The sequence below is a fragment of the Rhizobium mongolense USDA 1844 genome (assembly GCF_000419765.1).
GTDB classification, from domain to species: Bacteria; Pseudomonadota; Alphaproteobacteria; order Rhizobiales; family Rhizobiaceae; genus Rhizobium; species Rhizobium mongolense.
This window is the reverse complement of sequence record NZ_ATTQ01000001.1, coordinates 172,969-198,361: the sequence shown is the minus strand read 5'-3', so window position 1 is coordinate 198,361 and position 25,393 is coordinate 172,969. Positions and strand designations below refer to the sequence as shown.

Genomic DNA, 25,393 nt, shown 5'->3' with positions numbered 1-25,393 from the left:
CGTGGCGGAGAAGAGGTTCGCCTTACCATTTGCCCGCCCCGCCATATATTCTCGAATATGAATATCCTATGGAAGAGGCCAAGGCGCTTAGGGATTTGGCGGCGAATGTCGCCAAGACTCGCCTTGTTGTTGATCCTGATTTCGCCGCTCGCCTCCACAGCTTCTGTGTTTGCAGCAGAGCGCGTTGCCATCGTGCTGAAGTTGAACGGTGCTGTCGGACCAGCGATGGCTGACTATGTGAAACGCGGTCTTCAACATGCCGATGAAACCAGTGCGAGCCTGGTCGTCCTGCAGATGGACACGCCGGGCGGCCTCGACACTTCGATGCGGGACATCATCCGCGCGATCATCGCCTCGTCAGTGCCTGTGGCAGGTTTTGTGGCACCGAGTGGCGCGCGTGCTGCCAGTGCCGGTACTTATATTCTCTACGCCAGCCACATTGCAGCCATGGCCCCGGGCACCAATCTGGGCGCAGCGACACCGATCTCACTTGGCGGAAGCCCTTTCGATAGCGACCCTGAACCGGGCAAGGATGAACCGAAGGAGCCGGGCAGGCAGCCGCAGTCACCGCGTAATGCCAGTGAAGCGAAAGCCGTCAACGATGCGGTCGCCTATATTCGCGGACTTGCCGAACTGCGCAATCGCAATGCTGACTGGGCAGAGCGCGCCGTGCGCGAAGCTGCAAGCCTTTCATCAGCTGCCGCCGCACGAGAGCATGTCATCGACTATACCGCGGCCACCATCGAGGATCTCCTGAGGCAGGCTCAAGGGCGCATGGTACGGGTCGGCCAAAGGGATATCGCGCTCGAAACCGCCGGGCTTGCCGTTCACGTACTCGAACCGGATTGGCGAACGCGTCTGCTTTCCGTGATTACCGATCCGAACATTGCCCTTATCCTCATGGTGGTTGGCATATACGGGCTGATCTTCGAATTTCTTGCCCCGGGAACATTGATGCCCGGTACAATCGGCAGTATCTGCCTGCTGCTTGGACTCTATGCCCTGGCATTGCTGCCGGTCAGCTACGCCGGCGTTGGATTGCTGGCCCTTGGTGCCGGCTTGACAGTGGCCGAGGCGCACGCGCCCTCTTTTGGCGCCCTCGGCATCAGCGGCGGGATTGCACTGGTGCTCGGTGCGGCTCTTCTGTTCGACACGGATCTCCCCGAGCTCGAAGTCTCCTCGTCCGTACTGGCCGGCATCGCCATTGCCTGTTTCGCTTTCAGTCTCATCGTTGCCCGGCTCGCAATCGTTTCGCATCGGCGCAAAGTCGGCACCGGCACCGAGCAGATGATCGGTATTTCGGGCAAAGTCGACAGTTGGAAGGGCGCCTCGGGATATGTCATCGCGCATGGCGAACGCTGGAGGGCAACCTCCAGCGAACCGCTCGTCGCCGGCGATAGCGTTAGGGTGACCGGTCGAAACGGGCTGACTTTAGACGTCGTCCGCCGGGGGCATGAGACTTAGCGACTTTCAGAAAGCAGGAGGAAGCGTCATGGGCATCTTTGCAGAACTCGCATTTTATCTTGTGGTCGTCCTCGTTTTGCTGCTCGTGATCGCATCGGCGATCAAAATCCTGCGCGAATATGAGCGCGGCGTCGTGTTCACGCTCGGCCGCTTCACCGGCGTCAAGGGCCCCGGCTTGATTCTGTTGATCCCCTATGTCCAGCAAATGATCCGCGTGGACTTGCGCACGCGTGTGCTCGATGTGCCAGGTCAGGACGTCATCTCACATGACAATGTCTCCGTCCGCGTCAGCGCTGTCATTTATTTCAGGGTCATCGATCCGGAAAGATCGACGATCCAGGTCGAGGACTTCATGACGGCAACGAGCCAGCTTGCTCAAACAACGCTGCGTTCGGTCCTCGGCAAGCATGATCTTGACGAGATGCTGGCCGAACGCGACAAGCTCAACAGCGACATTCAGGAAATCCTGGATGCCCAGACCGACGCATGGGGCATCAAGGTCGCCAATGTCGAGATCAAGCATGTGGACATCAATGAATCCATGGTCCGCGCGATCGCCCGGCAGGCGGAGGCCGAACGCGAACGGCGCGCCAAGGTCATCAATGCCGAAGGTGAGCAGCAGGCTGCAGCAAAGCTGCTTGAAGCCGCCGAAATCCTCGCCAGGCAGCCGGAGGCCATGCAGCTTCGCTATCTAAGTACGCTTAACGTGATCGCTGGCGAGAAGACCTCGACGATCATATTTCCTTTTCCGATGGAGCTCGGCAATCTGATGCCGCTAAAATCGGCCCAATCGTCGCAAAGCTCAAGGGGATGATCGATGGGTTGGTCCTTCAAGATGGGTACGATCGCCGGCACGGCCGTACGGGTTCACATTACCTTTGCGCTGCTGCTCGTCTGGATTTGGATGACGCATTACCGGATCGGCGGCACGCAGGCGGCCTGGGGCGGCATCGCCTTCATCATCGCCGTCTTCGTCTGCGTCGTGCTGCACGAGTTCGGTCACATTGCCGTTGCGCGCTACTTCGGGATCAAGACGCCTGATATCACACTTCTGCCGATCGGCGGCGTCGCCCGTCTTGAACGCATGCCCGAGGTGCCCCATCAGGAGCTGCTGATTGCCATCGCCGGCCCGCTCGTCAACGTCGCGATTGCGGCGCTGATCATTCTTGCCATCGGCGCGTCAGCGGGCATCGAGCAGATGACAGATGTCGAGGATCCTGGGGGCGGTTTCCTGGCGAGGCTTGCCGGCGTCAATATCTTCCTCGTACTTTTCAACATGATCCCCGCCTTCCCGATGGATGGAGGACGGGTGCTGCGGGCTGCCCTCGCATCGCGCTTCACCTGGTCACGCGCAACGCAGATAGCCGCTACCATCGGCCAAGGCCTAGCCTTTGTTTTTGGTTTCGTCGGCCTTCTTTACAATCCACTGCTGATTTTCATCGGCATCTTCGTCTACCTCGCAGCAACGGCTGAAGCGCAGAATGCGCAGATCCGCGAGCTCTCCAGCAGAGTTCTAATCAGCGACGTGATGGTCACTAAATTCGTAGAGCTTGAACGCTCGGCGAGTATCGACGAGGCGATCGAGATGCTGCTTGCGACAACCCAGCGCGAGTTTCCGGTAACCGATTCCGCCGGCCGCTTTGAAGGGCTGCTAACGCGCGAGGACATGATACGCGCCTTGAAGGACAAAGGTCCGGACACGCCGGTTGCAAGCGCGATGCGTACCGACATTCCAAGAATCCATCATCGCAAAAGCCTTGAAGATAGCTTGCGTTTGATGCAACAGGGAAATGTGCCGGCGATCGCGGTCGTGGACGGTGCTGATCATCTCATCGGTCTTCTGACGCATGAAACGATCGGAGAAATGATGATGGTTCGTGCGGCCGTAGCCGACGATTTCCGCTTCGGCCGCCTGCGCAGATCCAAGTCCTTGTAGGTCCCGCAAGAAGGCGCAGTTCCGCCTGCGTCGAACATTCCGACCCTCATTGCATTCAGATCTCTATTTCCGCCTCGGCAGTCCCCATCGGCCCCTATTGGCGGCAGTCCTTTGTCCCTGGGACTTTGGCATTGCAATTGTTGGCGGCTGTTCTACTGCTCCCCCCACCGGATACGGACATCCCCAGAGTTTCGACATGATGGGCATAATTTTGCCTGGTGTTCTGGTCGAGGACCGCGACGGGGGCGGAAACAACCAGCCCTGCCGCAGCGCCGACGGTGTGCGCCGCACCTGCGGTGGCCGCCACAATATGATCGCCAAGTCCCAGTCGGCTGTCGGTCAATGCCTGACCGGAAGACAGGCGCGCGCCGATCAGTTGAACGATCTCCGGTGACTCGGCAAACTTGCTATGATGCAGTCTGTCGCCAGCCTTGACCTTGGTAAGGTCGATGACCGTTATGTCGTTGGCTGCCATTTCCTCCTTGTAGGGCGACTGCTCCGGATCGATTGCTCCCAATCGGGAGACATTGCCCCAGACCCGGCGCGAGACAAAGAGCGTGAATCGTGGACGCTGCTTGCCCATATCGATAATCTGCGAGCGGAAGACGTCTACATCGACATCGGCCGCCGCCAGCATGACATTCTTGAACTTGCTCGGCAGTCCGTCGTTGCGGATGGCCATCTGGCGCAAGGACTCCAGCGCCAGCCAGTGTCGGCGACCTTGAACGCGAACTCGAGCCGGGCTTGACCTTCGATATCGAGGAGCGCGCCCAGGCATATCGCTGCGCAAGGGAACTGCAAGACGCGGGCCTTATTGTTGCCGAGTACCGTGACCTGACGAATCCGGAAGAGTGGCGCGTCATCACGGACGATGGCCGAGAAGCCTTGAAGCGCGGCGCGCTTGATCCGTTGGATGCTGCGCTCGGCGCTCTTTCGCCAGCTTTCATTGAGATGCGACGGGGGGCTTGGCGTGCCGCAAATTCCTCTCTGCCCGATGCTCAAAGGCAAGCAGCGCATTCGGCTCGCGAGCTTGTCAATCAGGTCTTCCACGCTTTGGCGCCGGACGCCGAGGTCAGAGCGCAGCCAAACTACTCATCCCAGAATGATGGAAGGATCACGAGGCGGGATCGCTACAAGCTGGCTGTTCGAAATAGGGCGCGGGGATGGTCGGAAACCGATGTCGAGGTTCTTGAGAAAGCAACTGACCTGATGGAAGCGCAACGCACAAAGCTCGACAGCTTCGCCCACAGCCGGAATGAGGTCTTTGGCCAAACCGTTCAGGATGCGTTGCAGACTGTCGATATGGTCTTGCGATTGATGCTCGTCTAGCGGCCGTGCCATACCCCGACGCACATCGTCAGGGGTATGGCACGGTGGAGTTGCCCTGCGCGCTTCAGCCGGATCGCCTATGGGGTCATAGATCTGTCCTAAGCGATTGTTCAGGAAGTCCGGCAGCGCGATTTCTTCCTGGGTGACAAAGCGCTCTGCAGAAGCTTGCCGTCGGGGCGGAAATCGAGAACCGTGGTAATGCCAGCTGCGGTCGTTACCCGGATAGCGCCCATCTTCTTGCCAGCGACCATGGTCGTATAGACTTTAGCTCGGGAGAGTAAAGAATGCTGTAGTCGATTGCGCTATATGCTCGCCAAGAGGACCAATGCGTTGTCCTTGGTCGGTCAGACGTAGCTGCCAGTACATTGCCGACCAGGTGATATTTGCTGTGGCCGCGATAGGCGTCAGGAGTATAACCGCCGTCATTGCTCTTCAGGTAGATTTTTACAAGCGGCAGTAGACCGCAGATTTCGTGTTCGAGCTCGGTCATGGGCTGTCTCCTCAACGCATAAGTGTTTCAACATCGAAGGCTGGACCTGAGCCTTGGGTCGCGAGGTTTCAAGGCTTCTGCCCAATCGACCAAAGTCCGCTTCTTGCGGCATTCATGCTGGGCGGTATTTAACAATGAGTTGCAGGGCTGGCGGGAGTGCAACTAAGGTTAACTGGTAATGGATTTCCGTCAGGCATGTCGACCGTTTCGATGCGGGCATTGAACATGATCGCCTCCAGGCTTTCGCTAAACTGGCGCCAGCCCCCAGCGAGCCTCCTCAACCACTTGTGTCCCGCCAGCGTCGTTGTGGACCACGAGGACGGATTTTGCGTAGATCTGTGCTCGAGGTGCCTAGCCGCGCTTCCGCGAGGTCAAAGAGACGACCGCGAGCCCGTGCGTGTTCTTCTAGCTTTCTGCCACGTGACTTGATCTCGAAGGTGCCGTGCGGTACCAAGAAATCTGAAATCACGACAACCGAGTCGATAGATTACTGTCGGACGGCCGTGAAAGCGCAATGAGCGTTGGGACAAGCGTGCAATACCGCTCCTCTCAACGCTCCTCGCGACATTGATCTACGTTCCCGCGCAACAATAGTCCTCGCTTTACGCGGATCGCCTCACGATGAGCCTTCCAGGAAGCGTGATCGTTTCGGGCTCGATCTTTCCCTTGATCATCTTGAGGACCACATCGACCATCTCGTTGCGCGGTTGCTCGTAGGTCGTGAGACCGTATGCAAACGAACCACCCAATTCGTAGTTGTCAAAGCCAACGATTGCGATGTCCTCGGGCACTCTGAGGCCGAACTTTCCGCGAATCTCGTCCATGGCGCCGATAGCCAGAATATCGTTCTCACACATGAGTACATCGACACGATCTTGAGCCGCGGTCTCGGAGAGGTAACGCCTGATCGATGCGGCCCCGGCCGGGGCGCTATATTTCTCGGCGAAAAGAAGCGCGATATCCGTTACTCCCTTCTCCGCCCAGAACTCGGCGAAGTGCTGGCGACGCCTCAATGCGGTTGAGAGTGCTGCCGCACCGCTCATGAAGCCCGGACGCTTGTAGCCCTTCGCATGAAGGTGATCGACGATTTCCCTTAGTGCGAGTTCCGCGTCGCAGACAACAGCAGGAACACCCTCGATCTGACTATCTCGTGCAAGCACGAACATCGGTGGCATTCCGTTGCCGAGTTGAAGGTCAGTAAGAGTCTCATCGCGAAAGGCCGTGCCGAAAAGGATGATGGCGTCCACCTGCCGTTGGTCCGCATGAAGCAGCGCGTTCACGTGGTCGAAGTGGTTGTTGATGTTGATGAGCATCACAACGAGCCCAGCGGCCTGCAGCTTTTCAGTCAGCGACTCAAGGAATGGCAACTTCTGGGGATTGGCGAAGTCATCAACGAAGACCGCCACCTGTCCGGTGGTGTTTGTGGCAAGGCTCCTGGCGAGTAGGTTTGGAGTGTAATTGAGAGCTGCGGCGGTTTCGAGCACCTTGCGCTTGCTCTCTTCGGTGATCGAGGCCCCGGGCGTGAATGCGCGGATCACTGTCCACTTCGATACTCCTGCGGCCTCCGCCACTTGCTTCGCCGTTGCTCTTTTGCGCATGCCGCCTCCCTAAAATGGAACATATATTCCATTTTGCGATTTCGATGAAATGAATGCTTGCTTTTAACTCATTCTTACATAATATGCACCTGCTTGCACCCGGTAGCAAACTATTTTGCACCCGGTAGCAAGAGAGTTTGCACCCGGTGGCAATAACAATGCACCCGGTAGCGCTTTCACCGCCTTGGAGTGGCGGAATCGGAGGAGAGAAAAATGAAAGCATTTATCAAGACGCTTGCATCGTGCGCGGTTGCAGTTGGCATCGCCGCCTCGTGGTCAGTCGGCGCAAAAGCCGAAGAACAGATCAGCATCATCGCCGTGACGCATGGCCAGGCATCCGACCCCTTCTGGTCGATCGTGAAGAACGGCATGATGCAGGCTGGCAAGGACAGCAACGTCAAGGTCGACTACCGCGCACCGGAAACCTTCGACATGGTCGCGATGGGCCAGCTCATCGAAGCAGCAGCCAACCAGAATCCCGCGGGCATTGTGATCTCCGACCCTGATCCGGATGCGCTTGGCCCGGCCATTCAGAAAGCCGTCGCCGCTGGCATCCCGGTCATCTCCATGAACTCGGGCATTGCTGCTGCGGAAAAGCTCGGCATCAAGCTCCATGTCGGCCAGGATGAACTTCCGGCGGGCGTGAAGGTTGGTGCGAAGCTCAAGTCGCTCGGTCTGAAGCATGTCCTGTGCGTCAACCAGGAAGTTGGTAACGCCGCACTCGACCAGCGTTGCGCAGGTACCGAGAAGGGCTTCGAAGGCGGCAAGGTCACGGTTCTGCCGACCACTGCCGATCCGGCCGAAATCGAATCCAAGATCCAGGCTGCCCTGACCTCCGATCCGTCCATCGACGTCGTCCTCGGTCTGTCCGCTCCGCTCGTTGGCGAGCGTGCTGTCGCCGTCGTTGAGAAGATGGGCAATGGCGACAAGGTTAAGGTTGCTTCCTACGACTTGTCGGCTGGCTTCCTGAAAGCTGTGTCTGAGGGCAAGGCGCTCTTCGCCGTCGACCAGCAGCCCTATCTGCAGGGCTACCTGCCTGTGACTTTCCTTGCGCTCAATGCCCGCTATGGCACGATCCCCGCTGGCAACGTCGCCTCCGGCCCGAGCTTTGTCGAGAAGGACGCAGCAGCCTCGGTTATCGAGAAATCCTCCCAGGGTATCCGCTAAGCGGACCCGAGGCGGCTCCCGCCCCTCCTGCGGGGGCCGCCATCATCGCCCGACATCCGATCCCGATACGGTCTGACCGGATACAGGTGGCGCACGACTAACTCTTCATCTTTGAGGTACGACCATGACCCTGGCCAACGAACAGAACGGGACCGCTTCCCGATCCGACGAGCGCCTGAAGAAGGTCTCGACCATGACCGCGCTCGCACGTCGCCCGGAACTCGGCGCCGTGGCAGGACTGGTTCTCGTAACGATCTTCTTCTTCTTCACCGCCAACCCCGCCATGTTCACGCTCGCAGGCGTGGTCAACTTCATGGCTCCCGCAGCCCAGCTTGGAATCCTTGCGATTGGTGCGGCGCTGCTGATGATTGGCGGCGAGTTTGACCTTTCCATTGGATCCATGGTCGCGTTCGCTGGCCTCGTCTTCGGTACCGCCCTGGTTGTCCTTCATCTGCCGCTAAGCGTCGCTATCCTGATCGCGCTCGCATTCGCTGCGGTCATTGGTGTCGTCAACGCTCAGCTCACCATGCGGACGGGCCTGCCGTCGTTCATCGTCACGCTTGCATTCCTCTTCATTCTCCGCGGTCTGACGCTCGTGGGCCTGAAGTGGGCGAGCGGCGGCGCAACCCAGCTTCGCGGCATGAAGGAAGCTGTCGCTGACAGCCCGATTGCGCCGATCTTTTCCGGCGACGCCTTCACGGGTCTGTTTTCCTGGCTCGGAAGCAACGGCATCATTGAGACTTTCCCAAGTGGTGCGCCCAAGGTCCCCGGCATTCCGGTGGAAATCCTCTGGTTCGTCTTCATTGCGCTGTTCGCAACGTGGATTCTCCTCCGCACACGGTTCGGCAACTGGATCTTCGCCTCTGGCGGCGACCCGAAGGCCGCGCGCAAGTCCGGTGTCCCCGTTGCTCGCGTGAAGACTACGCTGTTCATTGGCACCGCCATGTGCGCCACTCTCGTAGCCATTCTGACCGTCCTCGACGCTGGCTCCACAGATGCACGCCGCGGCTTCCAGAAGGAGTTCGAAGCAATCATCGCAGCGGTCATCGGCGGATGTCTCCTGACCGGAGGATATGGCTCGGCAATCGGCGCGTTCTTCGGGTCCATCGTCTTCGGCATGGTCCTGATCGGCCTGACCTACACCTCCATCGACCAGGATTGGTATCTGGTTTTCCTCGGCGGCATGCTGCTCACCGCGGTCATCTTCAACAACATCATTCGCAAGCGCGTGACGGGAGAACGCTGATGAGCAACACTCAGACGCCACTCGTCGAGGTCAAGAATCTCGTAAAGCATTTCGGATCGATCATCGCTCTCAACGGCGTTTCGCTGAGTGTCCACGCAGGGGAGGTGCTCTGCCTGCTTGGCGACAACGGTGCGGGCAAGTCGACATTGATCAACACGCTGTCCGGCGTATTCAAGCCCACGTCGGGCGACTTCCTGGTCGAAGGTAAGCCTCACGCGTTCAACGGACCCCGTGGTGCGCTTGATGCAGGGATCGCCACCGTCTACCAGGATCTTGCGATGATCCCGCTGATGTCCGTGACGCGCAACTTCTTCATGGGCCGCGAGCCGCTCAAGGGCTTTGGTCCGTTCAAGTACATGGACATGGAATTCGCTGATCGTATCACCAGCGAAGAAATGAAGAAGATTGGAATTGACGTTCGCGAGCCGGGCCAAGCTGTCGGCACTCTCTCAGGCGGCGAACGCCAGTGCGTGGCAATCGCCCGTGCGGTCTACTTCGGTGCCAAGGTTCTCATCCTCGACGAGCCGACATCCGCTCTCGGCGTGGCACAGACCTCAATGGTTCTGAAGTACATCGACCAGGTGCGAAACAACGGACTGGGCGTGATCTTCATCACCCACAACGTGCGCCATGCCTATGCCGTGGGCAACAGATTCACAGCGTTGAACCGCGGTAAGACCCTCGGGACGTTCGCCAAGGACGAGATCAACCTTGATGGCCTTCAGAACCTGATGGCTGGTGGCAAGGAACTTCAGTCGATCTCTGCGGAACTCGGCGGCACGATCTGATCACTTCCACATGCACGAATTTGGTCCGGCGCGAAGGTGCCGGGCCCCGGACACTCATACCCAAAATCTAGGGAAGCACCCCAATGAGCAATGCTAAACAATCCACGTTTCCGTTGGCCGCCTGCGCCGAGATGCTGTGGCGGGACAAGCCGATCGAGTGGCGCGCGTCGCGTCTCAAGGAACTCGGTTTCGGAGTAGGCCTTTGGAACTGGCCGGAACATGATCTTGCCAAGCTCGAAGCAACGGGCGCGACGTTCACCATCATGAACGGCTACCTTACGGGCCGTCTTATCGATGACGAGGGTGCGGATGAACTGCTGAAGACCGCGCGTGAGACCGCACAGGTGGGCAAGCGTCTCGGTGTTCAGCGCCTCAACCTCCATGGAACAGGTCTTGGTGATCGTGGCCTTCCGGTTCAGCCGATCGAAGCCGTGACAGGAGCGATGTGGCTCAAGGCGCAGGACACGCTACGTCGCATCGTCGACATGGCCGAGGAAGAGAACGTGGTCTTCACGCTCGAGAACCTGAACCTGCCCGTCGACCATCCGGGCGTTCCGTTTGGGCGCGCGGAGGACACGCTCGCGCTTGTTTCCAGCATCAACCATTCCCGCCTGCGCCTGAATCTCGATCTCTATCACGCGCAGATTGGCGAAGGGAACCTGATCGAACTGTGCCGGAAGTCACTCCCATGGATCGGCGAGATCCAGGTCGCCGACGTACCCGGCCGCTGCGAGCCTGGCACTGGCGAAGTCAATTGGAACGGCGTCGCGAAGGCTTTGAAGAACATGGGCTATTCCGGCCCGATCGGAATGGAAGCCTGGGCGTCCGGAGATTCCGATGCCGCGCTCGCAGCCTTCCGTGAAGCATTCACTCTCTAAATTCCCACACAGGATACAAGTCATGGCCAAGGTCAAAACTGTAAACGTCGGTCTCATCGGTGCTGGACGCATCGGCTCCTTCCACGGCGAGAGCGTAGCCAAGAGGCTCGTGGATGCTGAACTCGTAGCAATCGCGGATCCCGCACCGGGCGCGGCGGCGAAGCTTGCTGACAAGCTCGGCGTCGATGCTTCCTATACCGACGTCGCCGCAATGCTCGCGCAGCCGGGTCTGGACGCCGTTATCATCGCGACGCCCGCTCGGTTCCATACCAATGTTCTCGTGCAAGCAGCGGAAGCCGGAAAGGCAATCTTCTGCGAAAAGCCGATGGCGCTGACCCTCGAAGATGCAGACCGTGGCATTGCTGCTGCCAAGGCAGCGGGCGTTCCTCTGCAGGTCGGATTCAACCGTCGTTGGGATCAGGCGTTCTCGGAAGGCCGTGCGGCTATCGACGCAGGCAAGGTCGGCGCTCCGCAGCTCATCCGTTCTCTGACGCGCGATCCGGGTCCGTTCGGCGCCGATCCTGACAAGATTCCTCTCTGGACCATCTTCTACGAAACGCTGATCCACGACTTCGACACCCTCCTGTGGCTGAACCCCGGCGCGAACCCTGTCGAAGTATTCGCAATGGCTGACGCTCTCGTCCGCCCGGATGCTCGCGAAAAGGGCTTCCTCGACACGGCCGTCGTCAACATTCGTTTCGACAATGGTTCCATCGCCGTCGCCGAGGCGAACTTCTGCGCGATGTACGGTTACGACATCCGCGGCGAAGTCTTCGGCTCCGGCGGGATGGTCACGATGGGTGATGTCCGTCGCTCCAGCATGACGCTGTTCGACAAGGACGGGGTGTCGAATGACACCTGGCGCCGCGACACCGACCATTTCGTGCAGGGCTATACGGCGCAGCTCGCCTCCTTCGTGAACGCAGTGCGGGAAAGGAAGATCGGCGATCAACCAACCGGCATCGACGCTCGCAACGCATTGGCAATCGCGCTGGCCGCGATCGAGTCGGTCTCGAAGAAGCAGCCTGTGCGACTGGGCTGATCCTTATCACGACGGGGCGGACGGCCAGTTCTCCCCGTCGCAATCCCTCGCATCAAAAGACTGGAACGGTCATGAAGAAAGCCCTGGATGTAATCACGATCGGCCGCAGCTCGGTTGATCTCTATGGCGCCCAGGTTGGCGGCCGACTCGAGGACATGGGGTCCTTCAGGAAGTATATCGGTGGCAGTCCGACAAACATCGCTTGCGGCGCCGCCCGGCTGGGACTTAAGAGCGCCGTCATCACGCGTGTCGGCGACGAGCACATGGGCCGCTTCATCCGCGAGCAACTTGAGCGTGAAGGCGTCTACACCGATGGCGTGAAGACGGATCCCGAGCGGCTAACCGCCCTCGTTATTCTCGGAATACGTGACGAAGACCAGTTCCCGCTGATCTTCTACCGCGAGAACTGTGCCGACATGGCCCTTTCCGAAGAGGATATCGATGGGGAGTTCGTCGGCACTGCAAGGGCGCTCGTGGTGACCGGAACGCACCTCTCAAATCCTCGCACCGAAGCCGCTGTCATGAAGGCGTTGCAGCTTGCTCGCAAGCACGACGTGAAAACTGCGCTCGACATCGACTACCGACCAAATCTGTGGGGTGTCGCTGGGCACGGCGATGGCGAGAGCAGGTTCGTGGAAAGCCGGGCGGTCACCGAGAAGCTGCGGTCGACCCTGCATCTTTTTGACCTCATTGTCGGCACCGAGGAAGAGTTTCACATCGCTGGCGGGTCAACCAACACTGTCGATGCACTACGGGCCGTGAGGCAGGTCTCGGACGCCACCCTCATCTGCAAGCGTGGCGCTTTGGGCGCTGTTGCGATCGAGGACTGGGTTCCAAACACGCTTGATGGCGCTCAGAAGGGACCAGGTTTCCCAATCGAAGTTTTCAATGTCCTTGGCGCCGGCGACGGCTTTTTTGCTGGACTGTTGAAAGGATGGCTGGACGGCGAAAGCTGGCCCCGGGCATTGGAATACGCAAATGCCTGCGGAGCGTTCGCCGTCAGTCGCCATGGTTGCACTCCTGCATATCCGAGCCTGAAGGAACTGCGGTTCTTTCTGAAACGCGGCGTGAAGCGTCCGGACCTCCGTAACGATCAGGAACTGGAACAGATTCACTGGTCGACGAACCGCAGCGGCGACTGGCCGAGCATGCATGTCTTCGCCTTCGACCACCGCATGCAGCTCGAAGAGATGCCGGGCTACACGCTGGAGCGCGGCGGTGATTTCAAGCTTCTCTGCCTGCAGGCCGCACAGCGTGTCCAGAACGGCAGAGCCGGATATGGCATCCTGTGCGACAATCGGATCGGTCGGCGCGCACTTCATGCGGCCGCTGGCACCGGGCTGTGGGTCGGACGACCCTGCGAATGGCCGGGATCGCGTCCGCTGACGCTTGAACCAGAACTGGGCCTGGATTGCGGTGGCCTGGAGGAATGGGCTCGCGACAATGTCGTCAAGGTCCTTTGCTTCTGCCATCCCTCCGACAGCGCAGAGCAGCGCGCCAATCAGGAGGAGACGGTCAAGAGGCTCTACGAGGCCTCCCGTCGCAACAGCCTGGAATTTCTATTGGAGATCATCCCGTCGAAGGTTTCCGCTGTCGACGAGGACACCACTGCCACACTTATCCAGCAGTTCTACGACATCGGCGTCTATCCCGACTGGTGGAAACTCGAGCCGATGAAGACAAGAGCAGGCTGGGAAAACGCAATCCGGGCGATCGAGCGCAATGACGACAACACGCGCGGGATCGTCGTTCTAGGCCTCGATGCTCCCGAAGCGGAACTCTCCGCGTCGTTCCAGGTTGCCGCGTCTTTCGAGCTGGTGAAGGGCTTCGCCGTTGGCCGGACGATCTTCGGTGACGTGGCACGCGCCTGGATGAAGGGCGATCTGTCCGACGAAGCCGCGGTCGTCGACATGGCGTCTCGTTTCGAACGCCTCTGCGGCATCTGGGACGAGGCGCGCAGCGTCGCGAAAGGAAACTGACATGACGAGCATTCGATTGACCGCGGCACAAGCCACGGTGCGCTTTCTCTCCGTCCAGATGACCGAGGAGGGCAACCGCTTCATCGAGGGTGTATGGGCGATCTTCGGTCACGGCAACGTGGCGGGACTTGGTGAAGCTCTCGAAGGCATCGGCGATGCCCTTCCCACGTGGCGCGGCCAGAACGAGCAGACCATGGCCCATACCGCGATAGCATACGCTAAGGCGAGCAAGCGCCGACGCGCCCATGCTGTCACATCGTCGATCGGACCCGGCGCGACGAACCTGGTCACGGCAGCCGCACTGGCTCACGTCAATCGGCTTCCAGTTTTGTTCATCCCCGGCGATGTCTTCGCAAACCGTCGTCCCGACCCGGTTCTCCAGCAGGTCGAGGATTTCGAGGATGGCAGCCTATCCGCGAACGACTGCCTGCGACCCGTCAGCAAGTACTTCGACAGGATCCATCGCCCGGAGCAATTATTGACGGCATTGCCCCGCGCGATGCGCGTCATGACGGATCCCGCAAACTGCGGTCCCGTAACGCTCGCTTTCTGCCAGGATGTGCAGGCCGAGGCTCACGACTACCCCGCTGAGTTTTTTGAGCCGAAGGTATGGCGGATTCGTCGCCCCGAGCCGGATCGGCGTGACCTCAAGGACGTAGTGCAGCTCATCCGCAGTGCTACCAGCCCGGTCATCGTTTGTGGCGGCGGGGTGATATATTCCGAGGCCGAGAATACGCTTGCCGATTTCGCGACACGCCACGGCATCCCGGTCGTCGAGACGCAGGCTGGTAAATCCGCTCTCGCTCAGTCACATCCGATGAACTTCGGCGCGGCGGGCGTGGATGGGTCCGCAGCGGCGAACGAACTCTGCGCCAATGCAGATCTGGTCATCGGTGTGGGCACCCGGTTCCAGGACTTCACCACAGGCTCCTGGGCACTGTTCGGCAAACCCGGCCGGAGACTTGTGTCAATCAACACGCAGCCATACGACGCCGAGAAGCACGGTGCTGTCGGTCTGATCGCCGATGCCCGGGTGGCGTTGGAGGAGCTGTCTAGTCGCCTCGGATCCCACAAGGCTTCTTCCTTCGATCCGCAATCGAGAACCTCCTGGCTGTCGAAGGTGGATGCGCACTGCGCCGCGCCGGAGAACAAGCCCGACGGTTATCTGCCGACCGATGCCCAGGTGATTGGAGCGGTGCAACGGATCTCCACCGATCAGACGATTGCCATGTGCGCCGCGGGAACGATGCCCGGCGCCCTGAAGCTCCTCTGGCAACCAGCGCAGGGCGGCTATCACATGGAGTACGGCTACTCCTGCATGGGGTACGAGCTTGCAGGTGCACTCGGAATCAAGCTGGCGATGCCGGAGCGAGAGATCGTCTGCTTCGTAGGCGACGGCAGCTACATGATGGCGAATTCCGAACTGGCGACGGCGGTCATGCGCCGGATCCCGTTCACCGTCGTCCTGACCGACAACAGGGGCTACGGCTGCATCAATCGACTGCAGATCCATTGCGGCGGCGAGGAATTCAACAATCTCTACAAGGACTGCAACATCGAGGCGCAGCCGGAGATCGACTTCGTAGCGCATGCCGCCTCCATGGGCGCCCATGCGGTCAAGGCGAAGAACATCGCAGATCTCGAAGTGCAGATCGCGAAAGCACGAGGCAGGGACCGTCCGACGGTAATCGTCATCGACACGGATCCGAAGCCCGGCCCCGGTGAAGCCGGCGGCGGCTTCTGGTGGGACGTGGCTGTGCCAGAAGTTGGCCGCACTGAGAAATCAGAAGCGGCTCGCTCGCAGTATCTGCGGAGTATCAGCCTGCAGAGCCTGGTGAATTGAGGAGCCCCAATGAGCGATCTTCTACGCAAGCCTTTCGGCCGTCATGGCAAGGTACACGAAATCACGCCGGAGTCTGCGGGCTGGAGGTATGTCAGCTTCTCGCTCTACAGGCTGCGTGCAGGCGAGCACGCCTCCGCTCAAACGGGAACGAACGAAGTCATCCTCGTCATGGTCGAGGGCAAGGCTTCGATCACAGCCGCCGGGCAGGATTGGGGTGTTCTCGGCGAGCGGATGAACGTGTTCGAGAAGACGCCGCCGCACTGCCTGTACGTTCCGAATGGGCGCGACTGGAGCGCTAATGCAGAGACGGACTGCACGATTGCCGTCTGCTCCGCGCCGGGTAAAAGCGGCCACGAAGCACGGCGTATTGGCCCCGATGGCATCTCGCTCACAGAACGGGGCAAAGGGACGAACACCCGGTACATCAACAACATTGCGATGGAGAACGAGGACTATTGCGACAGCCTTCTCGTGACGGAGGTGTTCACTCCGCCGGGACACTGGTCGAGCTATCCATCTCATCGGCATGACGAGGATGACTTCCCGCGGATCACATACCTCGAGGAGACCTATTACCATCGCATCAATCCGGGCGAAGGATTTGGGATCCAGCGCGTTTACACCGACGATGGCAAGCTGGACGAAACGATGGCGGTTTCGGACGGGGACGTCGTCCTCGTTCCGAGGGTACCACCATCCTTGCGGAGCGCCTTACGGTTTCGAAATGTACTACCTCAACGTGATGGCTGGGCCGCTTCGGAAGTGGCGCTTCATTCCGGCTCCTGAAGTCGAATGGATCATGAAACGCGACGCCTGACGGCTCGCCGAGACCAACGACAATCAGTTCGAGGATACCCCAATGCCACTCATGAAGTTCCACATCTATCGCGGTCGCAGCGCGGAGCAGATCGATACGCTGCTCGATGCCGCGCACGACGCCATGGTCAGGTCGTTCAACGTTCCGGAGCGGGATCGATACCAGATCCTCAACGAACACGAGCCGAGCCATCTCCGTGCTCTCGACACAGGACTCGATATCCCGCGGACCGACCGTTTTGTGATGGTCGAAGTCATCTCGCGCCCACGGTCCACCGAAGAAAAGACGACCTTCTACGAAACCCTCTGTTCGGCTCTCCAGGAACGATCCGGGACAGCCCCCACCGACGTGATGGTGTCCTTCACGCAGAACACCGACGAGGACTGGTCTTTTGGCCGAGGCCGGGCGCAGTTTCTGACCGGAGAACTTTAGGCCGAGTTGTCCGTCGCTGTGGCTTGTCGGCACGGCGACGAACCAAACCGATTGCAGATCAACAGTCAGCACAACGAAAGTGAATTCAATGAGCCAGCAATCAACCCTGCCTTCGTCGAAGGCACGACTAGCCGTGAGCCCGCTGTCGTGGGCGAATGACGTCCTCGAAGATCTCGGTGCCGATATCTCCCTTGATACCTGCTTGAGGGATGCATCGGCCAACGGTTATGCGGGCGTCGAGCTGGGAAGGAAGTTTCCGCGCGAAGCATCGGTCCTGAAGCCGCTGCTTGACAGTAACGGCCTTGCCCTCGCTTCGGGATGGCATTCTGGTCAACTGGCAGAGAAGTCGGTCGATGAGGAGATGGCTTCCGTCGCTACGCACGCAGAACTTCTGAAGGCCATGGGATGCAGTGTCCTCGTGTATGGCGAGGTCGCGATGATGACGCCCGGCTCGCCGCTCGACGAGCCGATGTCCCGCCGCCTTCTCATGCCGTCTACGCAGAGGATCGGATATTCCTCCCGCCTGACTGAGTTCGCAAAGCGGCTCTTCGACAAATACGGCCTTAGGCTTGCCTATCACCACCACCTCATGATGGTCGCGGAGACCTTCGAAGAGATCTCCGACATCATTGGAGCGGCTGGGCCGGAAACTGGGCTTCTTCTTGACACCGGACACGCCGCAGCAGCCGGATTCGACTACGCGAAGCTCATCGAGCGGTTCGGCGACCGCATCGTTCATATCCATCTGAAGGACGTTCGCAAGGCAATCCGCGCCGAGGTCCAGTCAAAGGATCTGAGTTTCAATGACGGCGTGCGGAGCGGCATGTTCACGGTTCCCGGCGACGGCGTTGTAGATTTCGACCCGATTGTGCGGTTCGTGAAGGACAGTGGCTACGCCGGTTGGCTGGTTGTCGAGGCGGAACAGGATCCTGCCGTTGCGGCGCCGAAGGAATACACGGCGAAGGCGTTCGAGTTCATCCAGGCTAAATTCCGCGCCTAGCTTGGAAATGGCCGAAGTCGGCGCGGCGACAATGAGGAGCGCATCATCATGACTGCTGCGAAGCCCACCAGTATCAGTGAGTTGAAGCAATTCATCGTCGCCACCGGGCTTCGGCTGCCGGAGCAGCAGGAGCGCGTTGCTCGCCTAGCACTAGCTCATCCGGAAATCGTCGCATTTGGAACTGCCCATTCTCTCGCCGACCGCTGCGTGGTTTCCCCGTCAACGGTCGTCAGAGTGGCCAACGCGCTGGGCTTTGAGAGCTTCAAGGAGTTCCGGCAGTTTTTCCGTCAGCATGTTCGTGCGGTTGCGGGCACAGCTTGAACGCCCTCATCGATACATGCAGCGTCGACGTTCCCTGACTTTTCCTGGTCGGATTTGGTTGGCTCGATTGAATTTCGTGGGGCCAACAAAACGGGGCCGAGCGTGCCGGCAACCGTCGCAAAGGGGCTGACTGTCTCAATCTATCAGGAACCGAGTCAGCACTAGGGCTCAAGGTCCGGATCGATTTCGTCCAGAATGTCCGGCGTATCGTTCTTTGGCGACCCGACTTTCCTGCCGATCGGCCACATCTTCATCTGGCTTGCCGGGAAGGGCTTCATGAGATCGTCTGGATCAGGCTCGGGCGACAGCCAGCGCTCGTAATCTTCTCGGTGCAGGATAACTGGCATTCGGTCGTGGATACTCGCCATCATCGTTGCTGGCATGGTTGCCGCATCCGGAACATTTCAGCCTCTTCGCCAGATTGGCAAGGGTGATGCGTTTACCAACCTGCCGCCCGAGTTCCCAGCGATCGATTGATGAGTTCTTCAGGCATGCTGGGCAAGCGGCGACCAGCACATACATTTCCGGCAACGAGCCAAGGGTTTCGTGAGCTAGATCTATGGCGTAGTCCCCAGGTGGCGCCAGACTGATGCCCCTGTGGTGGCGCATGTTCATTTCCGTTCCAGCGTCGGCGTCCATCCTCGCGTCATGCCGCGGCTCATCACACCCTCGCTCAGGACCAACTGCTTCCGCAAATGCCGGATGTCCTCAAGCAGCGTCGCGATCGTAGCGTGGGCATCGTCGTCATGCCAAGCAAGCGCGGCCTGCACCTCGAAGTCGAGGCCCTCTTTGGTCAGCGGGATCATCAGTGAAGATCCAATTTGAGTTGCTGGCTTTTGATCTGAGGGATGGGCCGACTGATCTCGATTTGGCCGAAAGTGCGCTGCCGCCTTTCGGCATCACGTTCTCGTTCAGCGCGACAAGCGGCTACGACGGCCAGTGCATTTGCGATGACTTCCTCTGATCTGGTCATTTCTAAACCTCGTCATTTGTTCACTTTATGTTCTATCGTTGCGGAAGAAAGTCAAGTGCGATGCGGTGCTCGGCAAAACCCACTGTGAGAAGGCGAACGAGTTCAACGCGATCCTACTTCGGTTTGAAGACTTCTTGAATGCTCGTTCCACGCTCTCAATGCAGGGAATTTAGATCGCTCCGCCGGGTCGCGCCGTCAAAAGCAAGCCCGTTGCTCCCGCATGATGCGGGCGAGCGCCATTTGTGATTTCGCGGGTCACTGTTGATTGAAGCCGGGCGTGATGATCGGAGAGGCGTCGCCCGCCATCTTACCGTCGGCATTTGTACCAGCAGCCCCCACTCGCCGATTTCTGAGGTACCCGGCTATGTCGCCGCCACATGCCTTGTTTAGATCCTCTGCTGAATAGCCAGCGGCTTCGGCTTCCGCTCGGATGATGTCGGCTTGCTGTTCGATGGCGGCTTCGTCATCGACCTTCACTTCGTCATTCACATTCTCGTCAAGCCAGTCGCTGATGTTCTTCATCGCATCCTCCAAATCCAAGGAGCGCAGCTGAGGGCCGCGTCATACCTCAATAACGTTGAATATGGCCGGAGGTTGCGGAGGGCGGCGGGAAGCGCGTCCCTATCAGATGCTTACTGGACCGAGCCACGAGGCGGCCGCTGGGCGGCTTTTTGCAGGCAATACTGCTTCACGTTGCGGTCCCGGGCGACACAGCATACTTTTTGTCAGGGTCGAATCAACTATCACGCGCGCGTCATGTTCTTCCGGATACCTTCCACTGCTATCCCGCCGGACGCGCGAGACTGCGCATACCTCATCGTAGACAACTGGGACGACTGGTTCTCTTTCAGTTGCCCATCGCGCCAGGATCGAGACTTCCTTGACCTGAGGATCACGCGCCAGATACTGGAACAAATTCTCGACGGCGTTGCGGGTATAGTTCGTGCTTTCGCGGTCATAGCCATAGGCGAGCAGACTACCCCTGGAGGGCCATGTCGCGAGGACCGGGACGCTGTGTGCACCGGAATCGTGAACGATCTGTGAAACGGAAGACCGCGTCCTCGAAATGATTGTTGAACCCGTGGATGAAGACAAGGACGCTGCGGTTTGCGCACGGAACGGCTCAACCAGTTTTCGGCCGCCGGCCCATCGATTTCCTGCGCCCTCACTGTGGCAAAATCCGTTGCCAAGTTCGGGGGAAGCTTCCGTGGCCAGGAGACCTCGCCCGCTTTGCGGGCGCTATCGGGCGGCACGGATACCGTGATCTCGGCGAAGTTTGGAGTGAGCACCCGTTCGCCGCTGAACATCTCGCCGGGCTTATCTGCACGACCCCGTGTCGTTGCGACCAGCATTGCGACCTGACTGGCGGATGGCGATGCGGCGACTGGCGTGGAACAGGAAGGTCACGCCGGCACGAACGCCGAAGCCGTCTGGACCGCGGGCCGTCGATTGGTCATTGACATGTCAACTGGTATGATGAGCTAACCATCACGCGTAGACGCAAACCATGCCATCGCTTCAATCATGATGACGGCCGACGCCGCGCCCGGGTCGACGTGTCCCACCGCCCGATCACCCAGCCGGGCCGCGCGACCCTTGCCGGCGATCATGCCGCTCGTCGCCTCACAGCCGTCGCGCGCCGCTTGAACGGCCGCCGCCAGGCATTGGGAAAGGGAAGCTCCTCGACGCCGGGAATCCAGCGCAGCGTTGGCCGCCGGCCCCCAGGCGTCCATCATCGTCTTCTCGCCGAGCTCTGCCTTGCCGCGCTCATGGATGCCTTGAACCATCGCCGCGACAACAGATAGGAAGTCGTCGGCGCTCAATGCCTGCTTTTCCTTCGCGGCATTTCCGGCGCGCAAGAATGCCGTGGCATACAAGGGCCCCGAGGAAGCGCCGACCGCGTTCAAAAATGCCTTGGCGGCGGTGTTGAACATAGGCGTCGGCGCAGTCTGGGTGGAGTCGAGTTCGCCAACGGCCTTCGCGACTGCCTGGCAACCAGCGTCCATCGCGAGGCCATGGTCCCCATCGCCGATGACTCCGTCCAACTCGCAAAGACGGTCACGGTTCTTCGCCATGTCCTCGGCGATGCGCGCAAACAGGTGCTGCAAATCCCTGGTTGTGATCGTCATTGGTCACCTCGTAAACATGGCGCAATCGCAGGGGTGGTCGATCAAGCGCTGAAGCTCCCCATCGAGGTGCATGACGGTGATCGAGGCGCCGGCCATCTCAAGCGACGTGCAGTAATTTCCGACGAGTGCGGTGTGGATGACAAGTCCGGTAGCATCAAGCCGGGACTTCACGCGACGCATCATGATGTAGAGTTCCATCATCGGCGTCGAACCCAAAGAGTTGACCAGGACTGCGATACGATCGCCGGGGCTGGCATTCATCTCCCGAAGAATGCTGTCCATGAGTTCGTCGGTCACCTCGTCGGCCGTTTTCAGTGGCCCGCGAGCCACGCCGGGCTCTCCGTGAATTCCCATCCCGATCTCCATCTCGCCTTCGCCGATCAGGAAGTTTGGTCTGAGCGTCTGAGGCAGCGAGCACGGCGAAAGCGCGACGCCCATCGTGTAGGTCCGCGAATTGGCGTGCCGGGCGGCGCGCTCGACGTCGTCGAGGGAATACAGGAGATCGCATGCCGCACCAGCGGCCTTGAATATGAAAACGTTGCCCGCCACGCCGCGTCGCTTGTGCATTTGGTCCGAAGGGGCCGAGGCAACGTCGTCCGTCGTCAGAACGGTCCGCACTTCTATGTCGTCCAGGGCAAGCATTTCGGCGGCCATATCGAAGTTCATGACGTCGCCGGCATAATTGCCATACATGAAAAGAACACCGGCACCGCCGTCGACGGCTTTGGCACACGCGATTATGGGATCGGGCGGTGGCGATGCGAATACATTGCCTATCGCAGCAGCGTCTGCGAGCCCTTTGCCCACAAAACCGAGGAATGTCGGTTCGTGCCCGGATCCGCCGCCGATGACCAGCCCGACCTTGCCTTTGCGAGGTCCGTTTTTGGCAATGATCGCCCGTGGCATGTCCTCGGCCGCATAAAGATGGTCCGGATGAGCCGCCAGGACACCTTGCAGCATCTCATCGACGACGTTTGCACCGGAATTGATAAGCTTCTTGGTCTTCACGCCGATCCTCCCCTGATCCAGGCACGATGTCATAGATGCAGTTGCTAGGCTGAAGGTCAATCGGCGAGTGGAAAGACCGCTGACGCGAGGGGGGCAAGTTGAAGGATTGCGCTCGCATCTCCTGACGCTCTCGTGCACGCGCCACGATCGATGGTTTGTTCGCAGCCCGTCAGGTTGACTATGTGAAGCCTTGCCCCTGTGGTGCCGTTAACGACAAATGCCAGGACCTTCGAGGGGGAGGAGGACAGGCACTCCTGCCAGGATGAACCAGCCAATGCAGACAGCGTCCGCACCGTATTGAACAGCGGGCGCCGGCCGCCTTCCTGGATCGGTTCAGTCGGACCGGCGATCAAACCAGACGAACCGGTCAACGCCGATAGCGTCAGGCATTCGAGATCGGCATCCAGCGCTCGGATGGCGTAACCAAGTGCAAAGGCCTCCGCGAAACGTCCGTTATGGCGCGGGTCGCGGTTGGCCATGGGGATGCGTGCACCCGACGGATTATCCATCGTGCGGCTGCCATAGGGGTTCTGTCGCATCGCGATGGTCGATGGGCCGATCCGGTAGGGTTTCCGGCCGTAGGTGGCGCGCACGGAGCGGGTGATGAAGGGTAGCGCCTCCAATGTCTGCATGACGCTGAGATCGTCGGCCGCATGCACGATGGGGTTGGTGCAGTGGCTGATGAAGTCAAGCGGTCCGTCCGGTACCTGCTTGCGGTTGAGTTCAGTAAAATAGCTCAGCATGCCGCCGCCGATGCGAATACCCGAAAAGGCCGAGCGGGCTCCCGCGTAGACTTCTTCAAGAGGTGGGCAGTCGGGCCATTTGCTGCCGGGCGGCGTTGATTGCCGGTCGACCGAGGGCGAGATCATGATCGCATCCGGGTTGAATTCCGCCAACTGCATCTGTCGGGCAATCGTGGCCGCCTCGATTGCTGGGGATTTCTTGCAGGGAAGTGCGATCTCCAGCGTCGAGCGGCCGCGGTGAATGGCGGCGATTGCGGCGAACCGGTTGAGCGCTTCAACGCCATGTCCAGAACCAGGATCGAAATGGAAGAGGAGTTCCTGGGGAGCGATTTCCGATAGTATCGTCTTTGCCGAGAGCGTCGCATCAGCTTCCTCGGGTGTAATGATGAGACCGATTGCCGGCATCGTACCGGTCCGCGCCCCGAGCTTGAGTTTTATAGTTTTGCCGAAGGCCGCAGCCGAGGGTCGTGGGCCGCGGCGGCCGTCCCTGATGATGAGCGATGTTTTCTGCCAGACGGGCTGATTTTCCGGAATTGCATAAGGCCACGGAAGGGCGAGTGGTCTGACGTAAGTCTTGAATGAGGCATCCGACCAGTTTCTCTGGTCTTCCATTTCAAAGGTGTCGCCCTCCATCCTGCATTCCGCCTTGACGTCAGGCATGACGTCATGGCTGATGGCGCGCATGTCCTTGAACGGTTGCCACGGCGCGATCAAATCGGGAAACCTTGTCGCGACGATCCTGCCGTCGACGTGCTCGACGGCAGCCCGCGTTCCGGCTATTCCGACGATCGGATGCAGGATACAGAAGCCGCAGCGGTTGGTCTCGAAGCCTGTTTCCGAGACAGCTTCGGCCTCGAAGTCGAGCCGGTCGGTGCTGCCAACGATGCGAACGTCGACGAGGAGCGTCGTGTTCTGCGGTCCGTCGCACCGAGCCCGGTAGCCGACCTCGAAACGATCGTCCTTCTGGCTGATCTTGAGGTCGGAGATCTCCGGGCTGTAGGTGCCCCAGTCCCGGTCGCGCACAAGGTAAGAGATTGCTCTCAGCACCTCGGTTCCGTCATAGCGAATGGTGCGCAGGCTGCCATTGGCAAGGTCGGCCTCCAGTTTTCCGGCACGCAGTCGGACCGGCTTCGGTTCGACGAGACGGGTGCCGTAGAGCAGAAATGGATCGAGCGTCATTGCAGCATCGCTCCGACATCGATCGTCTGACCCTTCGCCGCACTTTCATAGGCTCCCTCGACGAGTGCGAATGTCCTCAGATTGTCGGCGCCGGAGGTCGAGTGTTCCATTCCGCGCTTCAACTGGTCGACCCAGTGCTGCTGGATCGCGTACACGCTCTCCTGAATGTTATGCCAGGGCCGTGACGCCCATGGCAGCAGCTTCGGAGACACGTTCGTAGTCGTGGTGCCCTGCGCGTTGGTCACTTTGAGGCCGTAACCTTGGGTGAGCCGGATCGTGCCCTTTGATCCGTCAAGCTCGACCAACGTCTCGGGGAACGGTTCGGTCGAGAGTTTCGTGGCGTAGCTGACGTCGACGACCGATGTGGCGCCGTTTTTGTGGTCAAGCAAGATAGTCGCGACGTCCTCGCCCTTGATCTTGGGATTGACCCGCGTCGTGCGAGCCGTGACTGCGGAGACGTCGCCGAGGATGTAACGCGCAATGTCGAGTGCATGGATGCCGAGGTCCTCGATGATGAACCGCTCACCTTCCGCTAGATACGGCTGTCCCGAGAAGACGTCATAGCCGGAGCGGAAGGAGAAACGTCCCCAGAAGGGTGTGCCGATTGCGCCCGCCTCCAGCGCCTTTCGAACCGCCTGGATCGGCGTCTGCCAGCGGAAATTCTCGTGCACCATCAGCGCTACGCCGGCATTGCGGCACGTCTCGACCATGATCTTTGCGTCCGACAGCGTCTTGGCAAACGGCTTCTGGCAGATGGCCGGCACCTTGTGCCGGGCCGCCATTTCCACAAGGGCGCGGTGGCTCTCTACCGTCGTGGCAATATCGACGAAATCGAAACCGCCGTCTGCAAACAGTGCTTCGGCATCGCTATAGCGACGATCGATGCCGAACTGATCTCCGACGACCTTCAACCTTGCCGGATCGCGGTCACAGATCGCAACGATCCTGGCGCCTTCGACATCGTTCCATGCGTGCATCTGGTTGATCGAAAAAAAGCCGCAGCCGATCAATGCACCTTTCAATTCGGTCAT

25 protein-coding genes and 3 pseudogenes are annotated in these 25,393 nt (G+C 59.7%); 17 read left to right on the top strand and 11 right to left on the bottom strand.

From position 1 onward, the window contains the following. Positions 1–105 precede the first annotated feature (105 nt). Genes A3C3_RS0101080 through A3C3_RS0101070 form a run of 3 tightly spaced genes read left to right on the top strand, consistent with a single transcriptional unit; the run spans position 106 to position 3,400 of the window. Entirely contained in the window at positions 106–1,464 is a 1,359-nt protein-coding gene (locus A3C3_RS0101080; protein ID WP_022712777.1) for an NfeD family protein, read from the top strand. Positions 1,465–1,492: 28 nt separating this feature from the next. Then, positions 1,493–2,278, top strand: coding sequence for a slipin family protein (locus A3C3_RS0101075; RefSeq protein WP_022712776.1), 786 nt, complete (start codon positions 1,493–1,495; stop codon positions 2,276–2,278). 3 nt (positions 2,279–2,281) lie between these two features. Next, positions 2,282–3,400 carry a site-2 protease family protein gene (locus A3C3_RS0101070; RefSeq protein ID WP_022712775.1) on the top strand — a complete coding sequence of 373 codons (1,119 nt, stop codon included), beginning with the start codon at positions 2,282–2,284 and terminating at the stop codon, positions 3,398–3,400. 94 nt (positions 3,401–3,494) lie between these two features. Here A3C3_RS0101070 and A3C3_RS37400 read toward each other — a convergent pair. Next, a pseudogene (locus A3C3_RS37400) lies at positions 3,495–4,112 on the bottom strand (alpha/beta hydrolase); the annotation flags it as partial. 32 nt (positions 4,113–4,144) lie between these two features. Here A3C3_RS37400 and A3C3_RS0101060 point away from each other — a divergent pair. Further along, complete coding sequence (locus A3C3_RS0101060) at positions 4,145–4,729, top strand: pPIWI-associating nuclease domain-containing protein (protein WP_145611666.1); 585 nt, start codon at positions 4,145–4,147, stop codon at positions 4,727–4,729. Positions 4,730–4,943: 214 nt separating this feature from the next. On the opposite strand, the gene A3C3_RS44925 is transcribed toward A3C3_RS0101060, so the two are convergent. Together A3C3_RS44925 and A3C3_RS0101050 are read right to left on the bottom strand one after the other, a co-directional pair. Further along, positions 4,944–5,219, bottom strand: a complete 276-nt coding sequence (locus A3C3_RS44925; protein ID WP_145611663.1) for a hypothetical protein — start codon at positions 5,217–5,219, stop codon at positions 4,944–4,946. Between the two features lie 602 nt (positions 5,220–5,821). After that, positions 5,822–6,817 carry a LacI family DNA-binding transcriptional regulator gene (locus tag A3C3_RS0101050; protein ID WP_022712771.1) on the bottom strand — a complete coding sequence of 332 codons (996 nt, stop codon included), beginning with the start codon at positions 6,815–6,817 and terminating at the stop codon, positions 5,822–5,824. Between the two features lie 213 nt (positions 6,818–7,030). Between A3C3_RS0101050 and A3C3_RS0101045 the strand changes: the two genes are divergently transcribed. From A3C3_RS0101045 to A3C3_RS0100995, 11 genes and pseudogenes are all read left to right on the top strand, one after another. Further along, positions 7,031–7,984 (top strand): sugar ABC transporter substrate-binding protein, encoded by a 954-nt coding sequence (locus A3C3_RS0101045; protein ID WP_022712770.1) that lies wholly within the window; start codon positions 7,031–7,033, stop codon positions 7,982–7,984. A 124-nt stretch (positions 7,985–8,108) separates the two neighbouring features. Then, a complete protein-coding gene (locus A3C3_RS0101040; protein ID WP_022712769.1) occupies positions 8,109–9,230 on the top strand; it encodes an ABC transporter permease in 1,122 nt (373 codons plus the stop codon). Then, positions 9,230–10,018 carry an ATP-binding cassette domain-containing protein gene (locus tag A3C3_RS0101035; RefSeq protein ID WP_022712768.1) on the top strand — a complete coding sequence of 263 codons (789 nt, stop codon included), beginning with the start codon at positions 9,230–9,232 and terminating at the stop codon, positions 10,016–10,018. The genes A3C3_RS0101040 and A3C3_RS0101035 overlap by 1 nt, the downstream gene beginning before the upstream one ends. An 83-nt stretch (positions 10,019–10,101) precedes the next feature. Continuing rightward, a complete protein-coding gene (locus A3C3_RS0101030; protein ID WP_022712767.1) occupies positions 10,102–10,896 on the top strand; it encodes a TIM barrel protein in 795 nt (264 codons plus the stop codon). A 22-nt stretch (positions 10,897–10,918) separates the two neighbouring features. Then, positions 10,919–11,938 (top strand): Gfo/Idh/MocA family oxidoreductase, encoded by a 1,020-nt coding sequence (locus tag A3C3_RS0101025; RefSeq protein WP_022712766.1) that lies wholly within the window; start codon positions 10,919–10,921, stop codon positions 11,936–11,938. A gap of 71 nt (positions 11,939–12,009) precedes the next feature. Next, complete coding sequence (locus A3C3_RS0101020) at positions 12,010–13,917, top strand: bifunctional 5-dehydro-2-deoxygluconokinase/5-dehydro-2-deoxyphosphogluconate aldolase (RefSeq protein ID WP_022712765.1); 1,908 nt, start codon at positions 12,010–12,012, stop codon at positions 13,915–13,917. Position 13,918: 1 nt separating this feature from the next. Then, entirely contained in the window at positions 13,919–15,760 is a 1,842-nt protein-coding gene (iolD, locus tag A3C3_RS0101015) for a 3D-(3,5/4)-trihydroxycyclohexane-1,2-dione acylhydrolase (decyclizing) (protein WP_022712764.1), read from the top strand. 9 nt (positions 15,761–15,769) lie between these two features. After that, a pseudogene (gene iolB / locus A3C3_RS41030) lies at positions 15,770–16,577 on the top strand (5-deoxy-glucuronate isomerase). Between the two features lie 42 nt (positions 16,578–16,619). Then, positions 16,620–17,009, top strand: a complete 390-nt coding sequence (locus tag A3C3_RS0101005; RefSeq protein ID WP_022712763.1) for a tautomerase family protein — start codon at positions 16,620–16,622, stop codon at positions 17,007–17,009. A gap of 88 nt (positions 17,010–17,097) precedes the next feature. Continuing rightward, positions 17,098–18,009, top strand: a complete 912-nt coding sequence (iolE, locus tag A3C3_RS0101000; RefSeq protein ID WP_022712762.1) for a myo-inosose-2 dehydratase — start codon at positions 17,098–17,100, stop codon at positions 18,007–18,009. 48 nt (positions 18,010–18,057) lie between these two features. Beyond that, positions 18,058–18,330, top strand: coding sequence for a MurR/RpiR family transcriptional regulator (locus tag A3C3_RS0100995; RefSeq protein ID WP_022712761.1), 273 nt, complete (start codon positions 18,058–18,060; stop codon positions 18,328–18,330). 161 nt (positions 18,331–18,491) lie between these two features. Here the strand turns inward: A3C3_RS0100995 and A3C3_RS41025 are convergent. Together A3C3_RS41025 and A3C3_RS0100985 are read right to left on the bottom strand one after the other, a co-directional pair. Then, positions 18,492–18,710, bottom strand: a pseudogene (locus tag A3C3_RS41025) (SOS response-associated peptidase family protein); the annotation flags it as partial. A gap of 231 nt (positions 18,711–18,941) precedes the next feature. Continuing rightward, the gene (locus A3C3_RS0100985; RefSeq protein ID WP_022712759.1) at positions 18,942–19,136 is read right to left on the bottom strand and encodes a hypothetical protein; all 195 of its coding nucleotides are present in this window, start codon (positions 19,134–19,136) and stop codon (positions 18,942–18,944) included. Positions 19,137–19,138: 2 nt separating this feature from the next. Between A3C3_RS0100985 and A3C3_RS44920 the strand changes: the two genes are divergently transcribed. Beyond that, on the top strand, positions 19,139–19,294 hold the full coding sequence (locus A3C3_RS44920; protein ID WP_156890767.1) for a hypothetical protein: 156 nt from the start codon (positions 19,139–19,141) through the stop codon (positions 19,292–19,294). Between the two features lie 264 nt (positions 19,295–19,558). On the opposite strand, the gene A3C3_RS0100975 is transcribed toward A3C3_RS44920, so the two are convergent. Both A3C3_RS0100975 and A3C3_RS48380 read right to left on the bottom strand, forming a co-directional pair. Further along, on the bottom strand, positions 19,559–19,825 hold the full coding sequence (locus A3C3_RS0100975) for a hypothetical protein (protein ID WP_022712757.1): 267 nt from the start codon (positions 19,823–19,825) through the stop codon (positions 19,559–19,561). A 102-nt stretch (positions 19,826–19,927) separates the two neighbouring features. Further along, on the bottom strand, positions 19,928–20,398 hold the full coding sequence (locus A3C3_RS48380) for an alpha/beta hydrolase (protein WP_376774859.1): 471 nt from the start codon (positions 20,396–20,398) through the stop codon (positions 19,928–19,930). 12 nt (positions 20,399–20,410) lie between these two features. Between A3C3_RS48380 and A3C3_RS48375 the strand changes: the two genes are divergently transcribed. After that, the gene (locus A3C3_RS48375; protein WP_022712755.1) at positions 20,411–20,665 is read left to right on the top strand and encodes a hypothetical protein; all 255 of its coding nucleotides are present in this window, start codon (positions 20,411–20,413) and stop codon (positions 20,663–20,665) included. A gap of 119 nt (positions 20,666–20,784) precedes the next feature. On the opposite strand, the gene dhaL is transcribed toward A3C3_RS48375, so the two are convergent. Genes dhaL through A3C3_RS0100945 form a run of 4 tightly spaced genes read right to left on the bottom strand, consistent with a single transcriptional unit; the run spans position 20,785 to position 25,393 of the window. Then, positions 20,785–21,432 carry a dihydroxyacetone kinase subunit DhaL gene (dhaL, locus tag A3C3_RS0100960; RefSeq protein WP_022712754.1) on the bottom strand — a complete coding sequence of 216 codons (648 nt, stop codon included), beginning with the start codon at positions 21,430–21,432 and terminating at the stop codon, positions 20,785–20,787. Between the two features lie 3 nt (positions 21,433–21,435). Continuing rightward, entirely contained in the window at positions 21,436–22,440 is a 1,005-nt protein-coding gene (locus A3C3_RS0100955) for a dihydroxyacetone kinase subunit DhaK (RefSeq protein ID WP_022712753.1), read from the bottom strand. Between the two features lie 56 nt (positions 22,441–22,496). Then, positions 22,497–24,362: a D-apionate lactonase gene (apnL, locus tag A3C3_RS0100950; RefSeq protein ID WP_022712752.1), complete on the bottom strand. Its 1,866-nt coding sequence runs from the start codon at positions 24,360–24,362 to the stop codon at positions 22,497–22,499. Then, positions 24,359–25,393 (bottom strand): Gfo/Idh/MocA family protein, encoded by a 1,035-nt coding sequence (locus A3C3_RS0100945; protein ID WP_022712751.1) that lies wholly within the window; start codon positions 25,391–25,393, stop codon positions 24,359–24,361. The genes apnL and A3C3_RS0100945 overlap by 4 nt, the downstream gene beginning before the upstream one ends.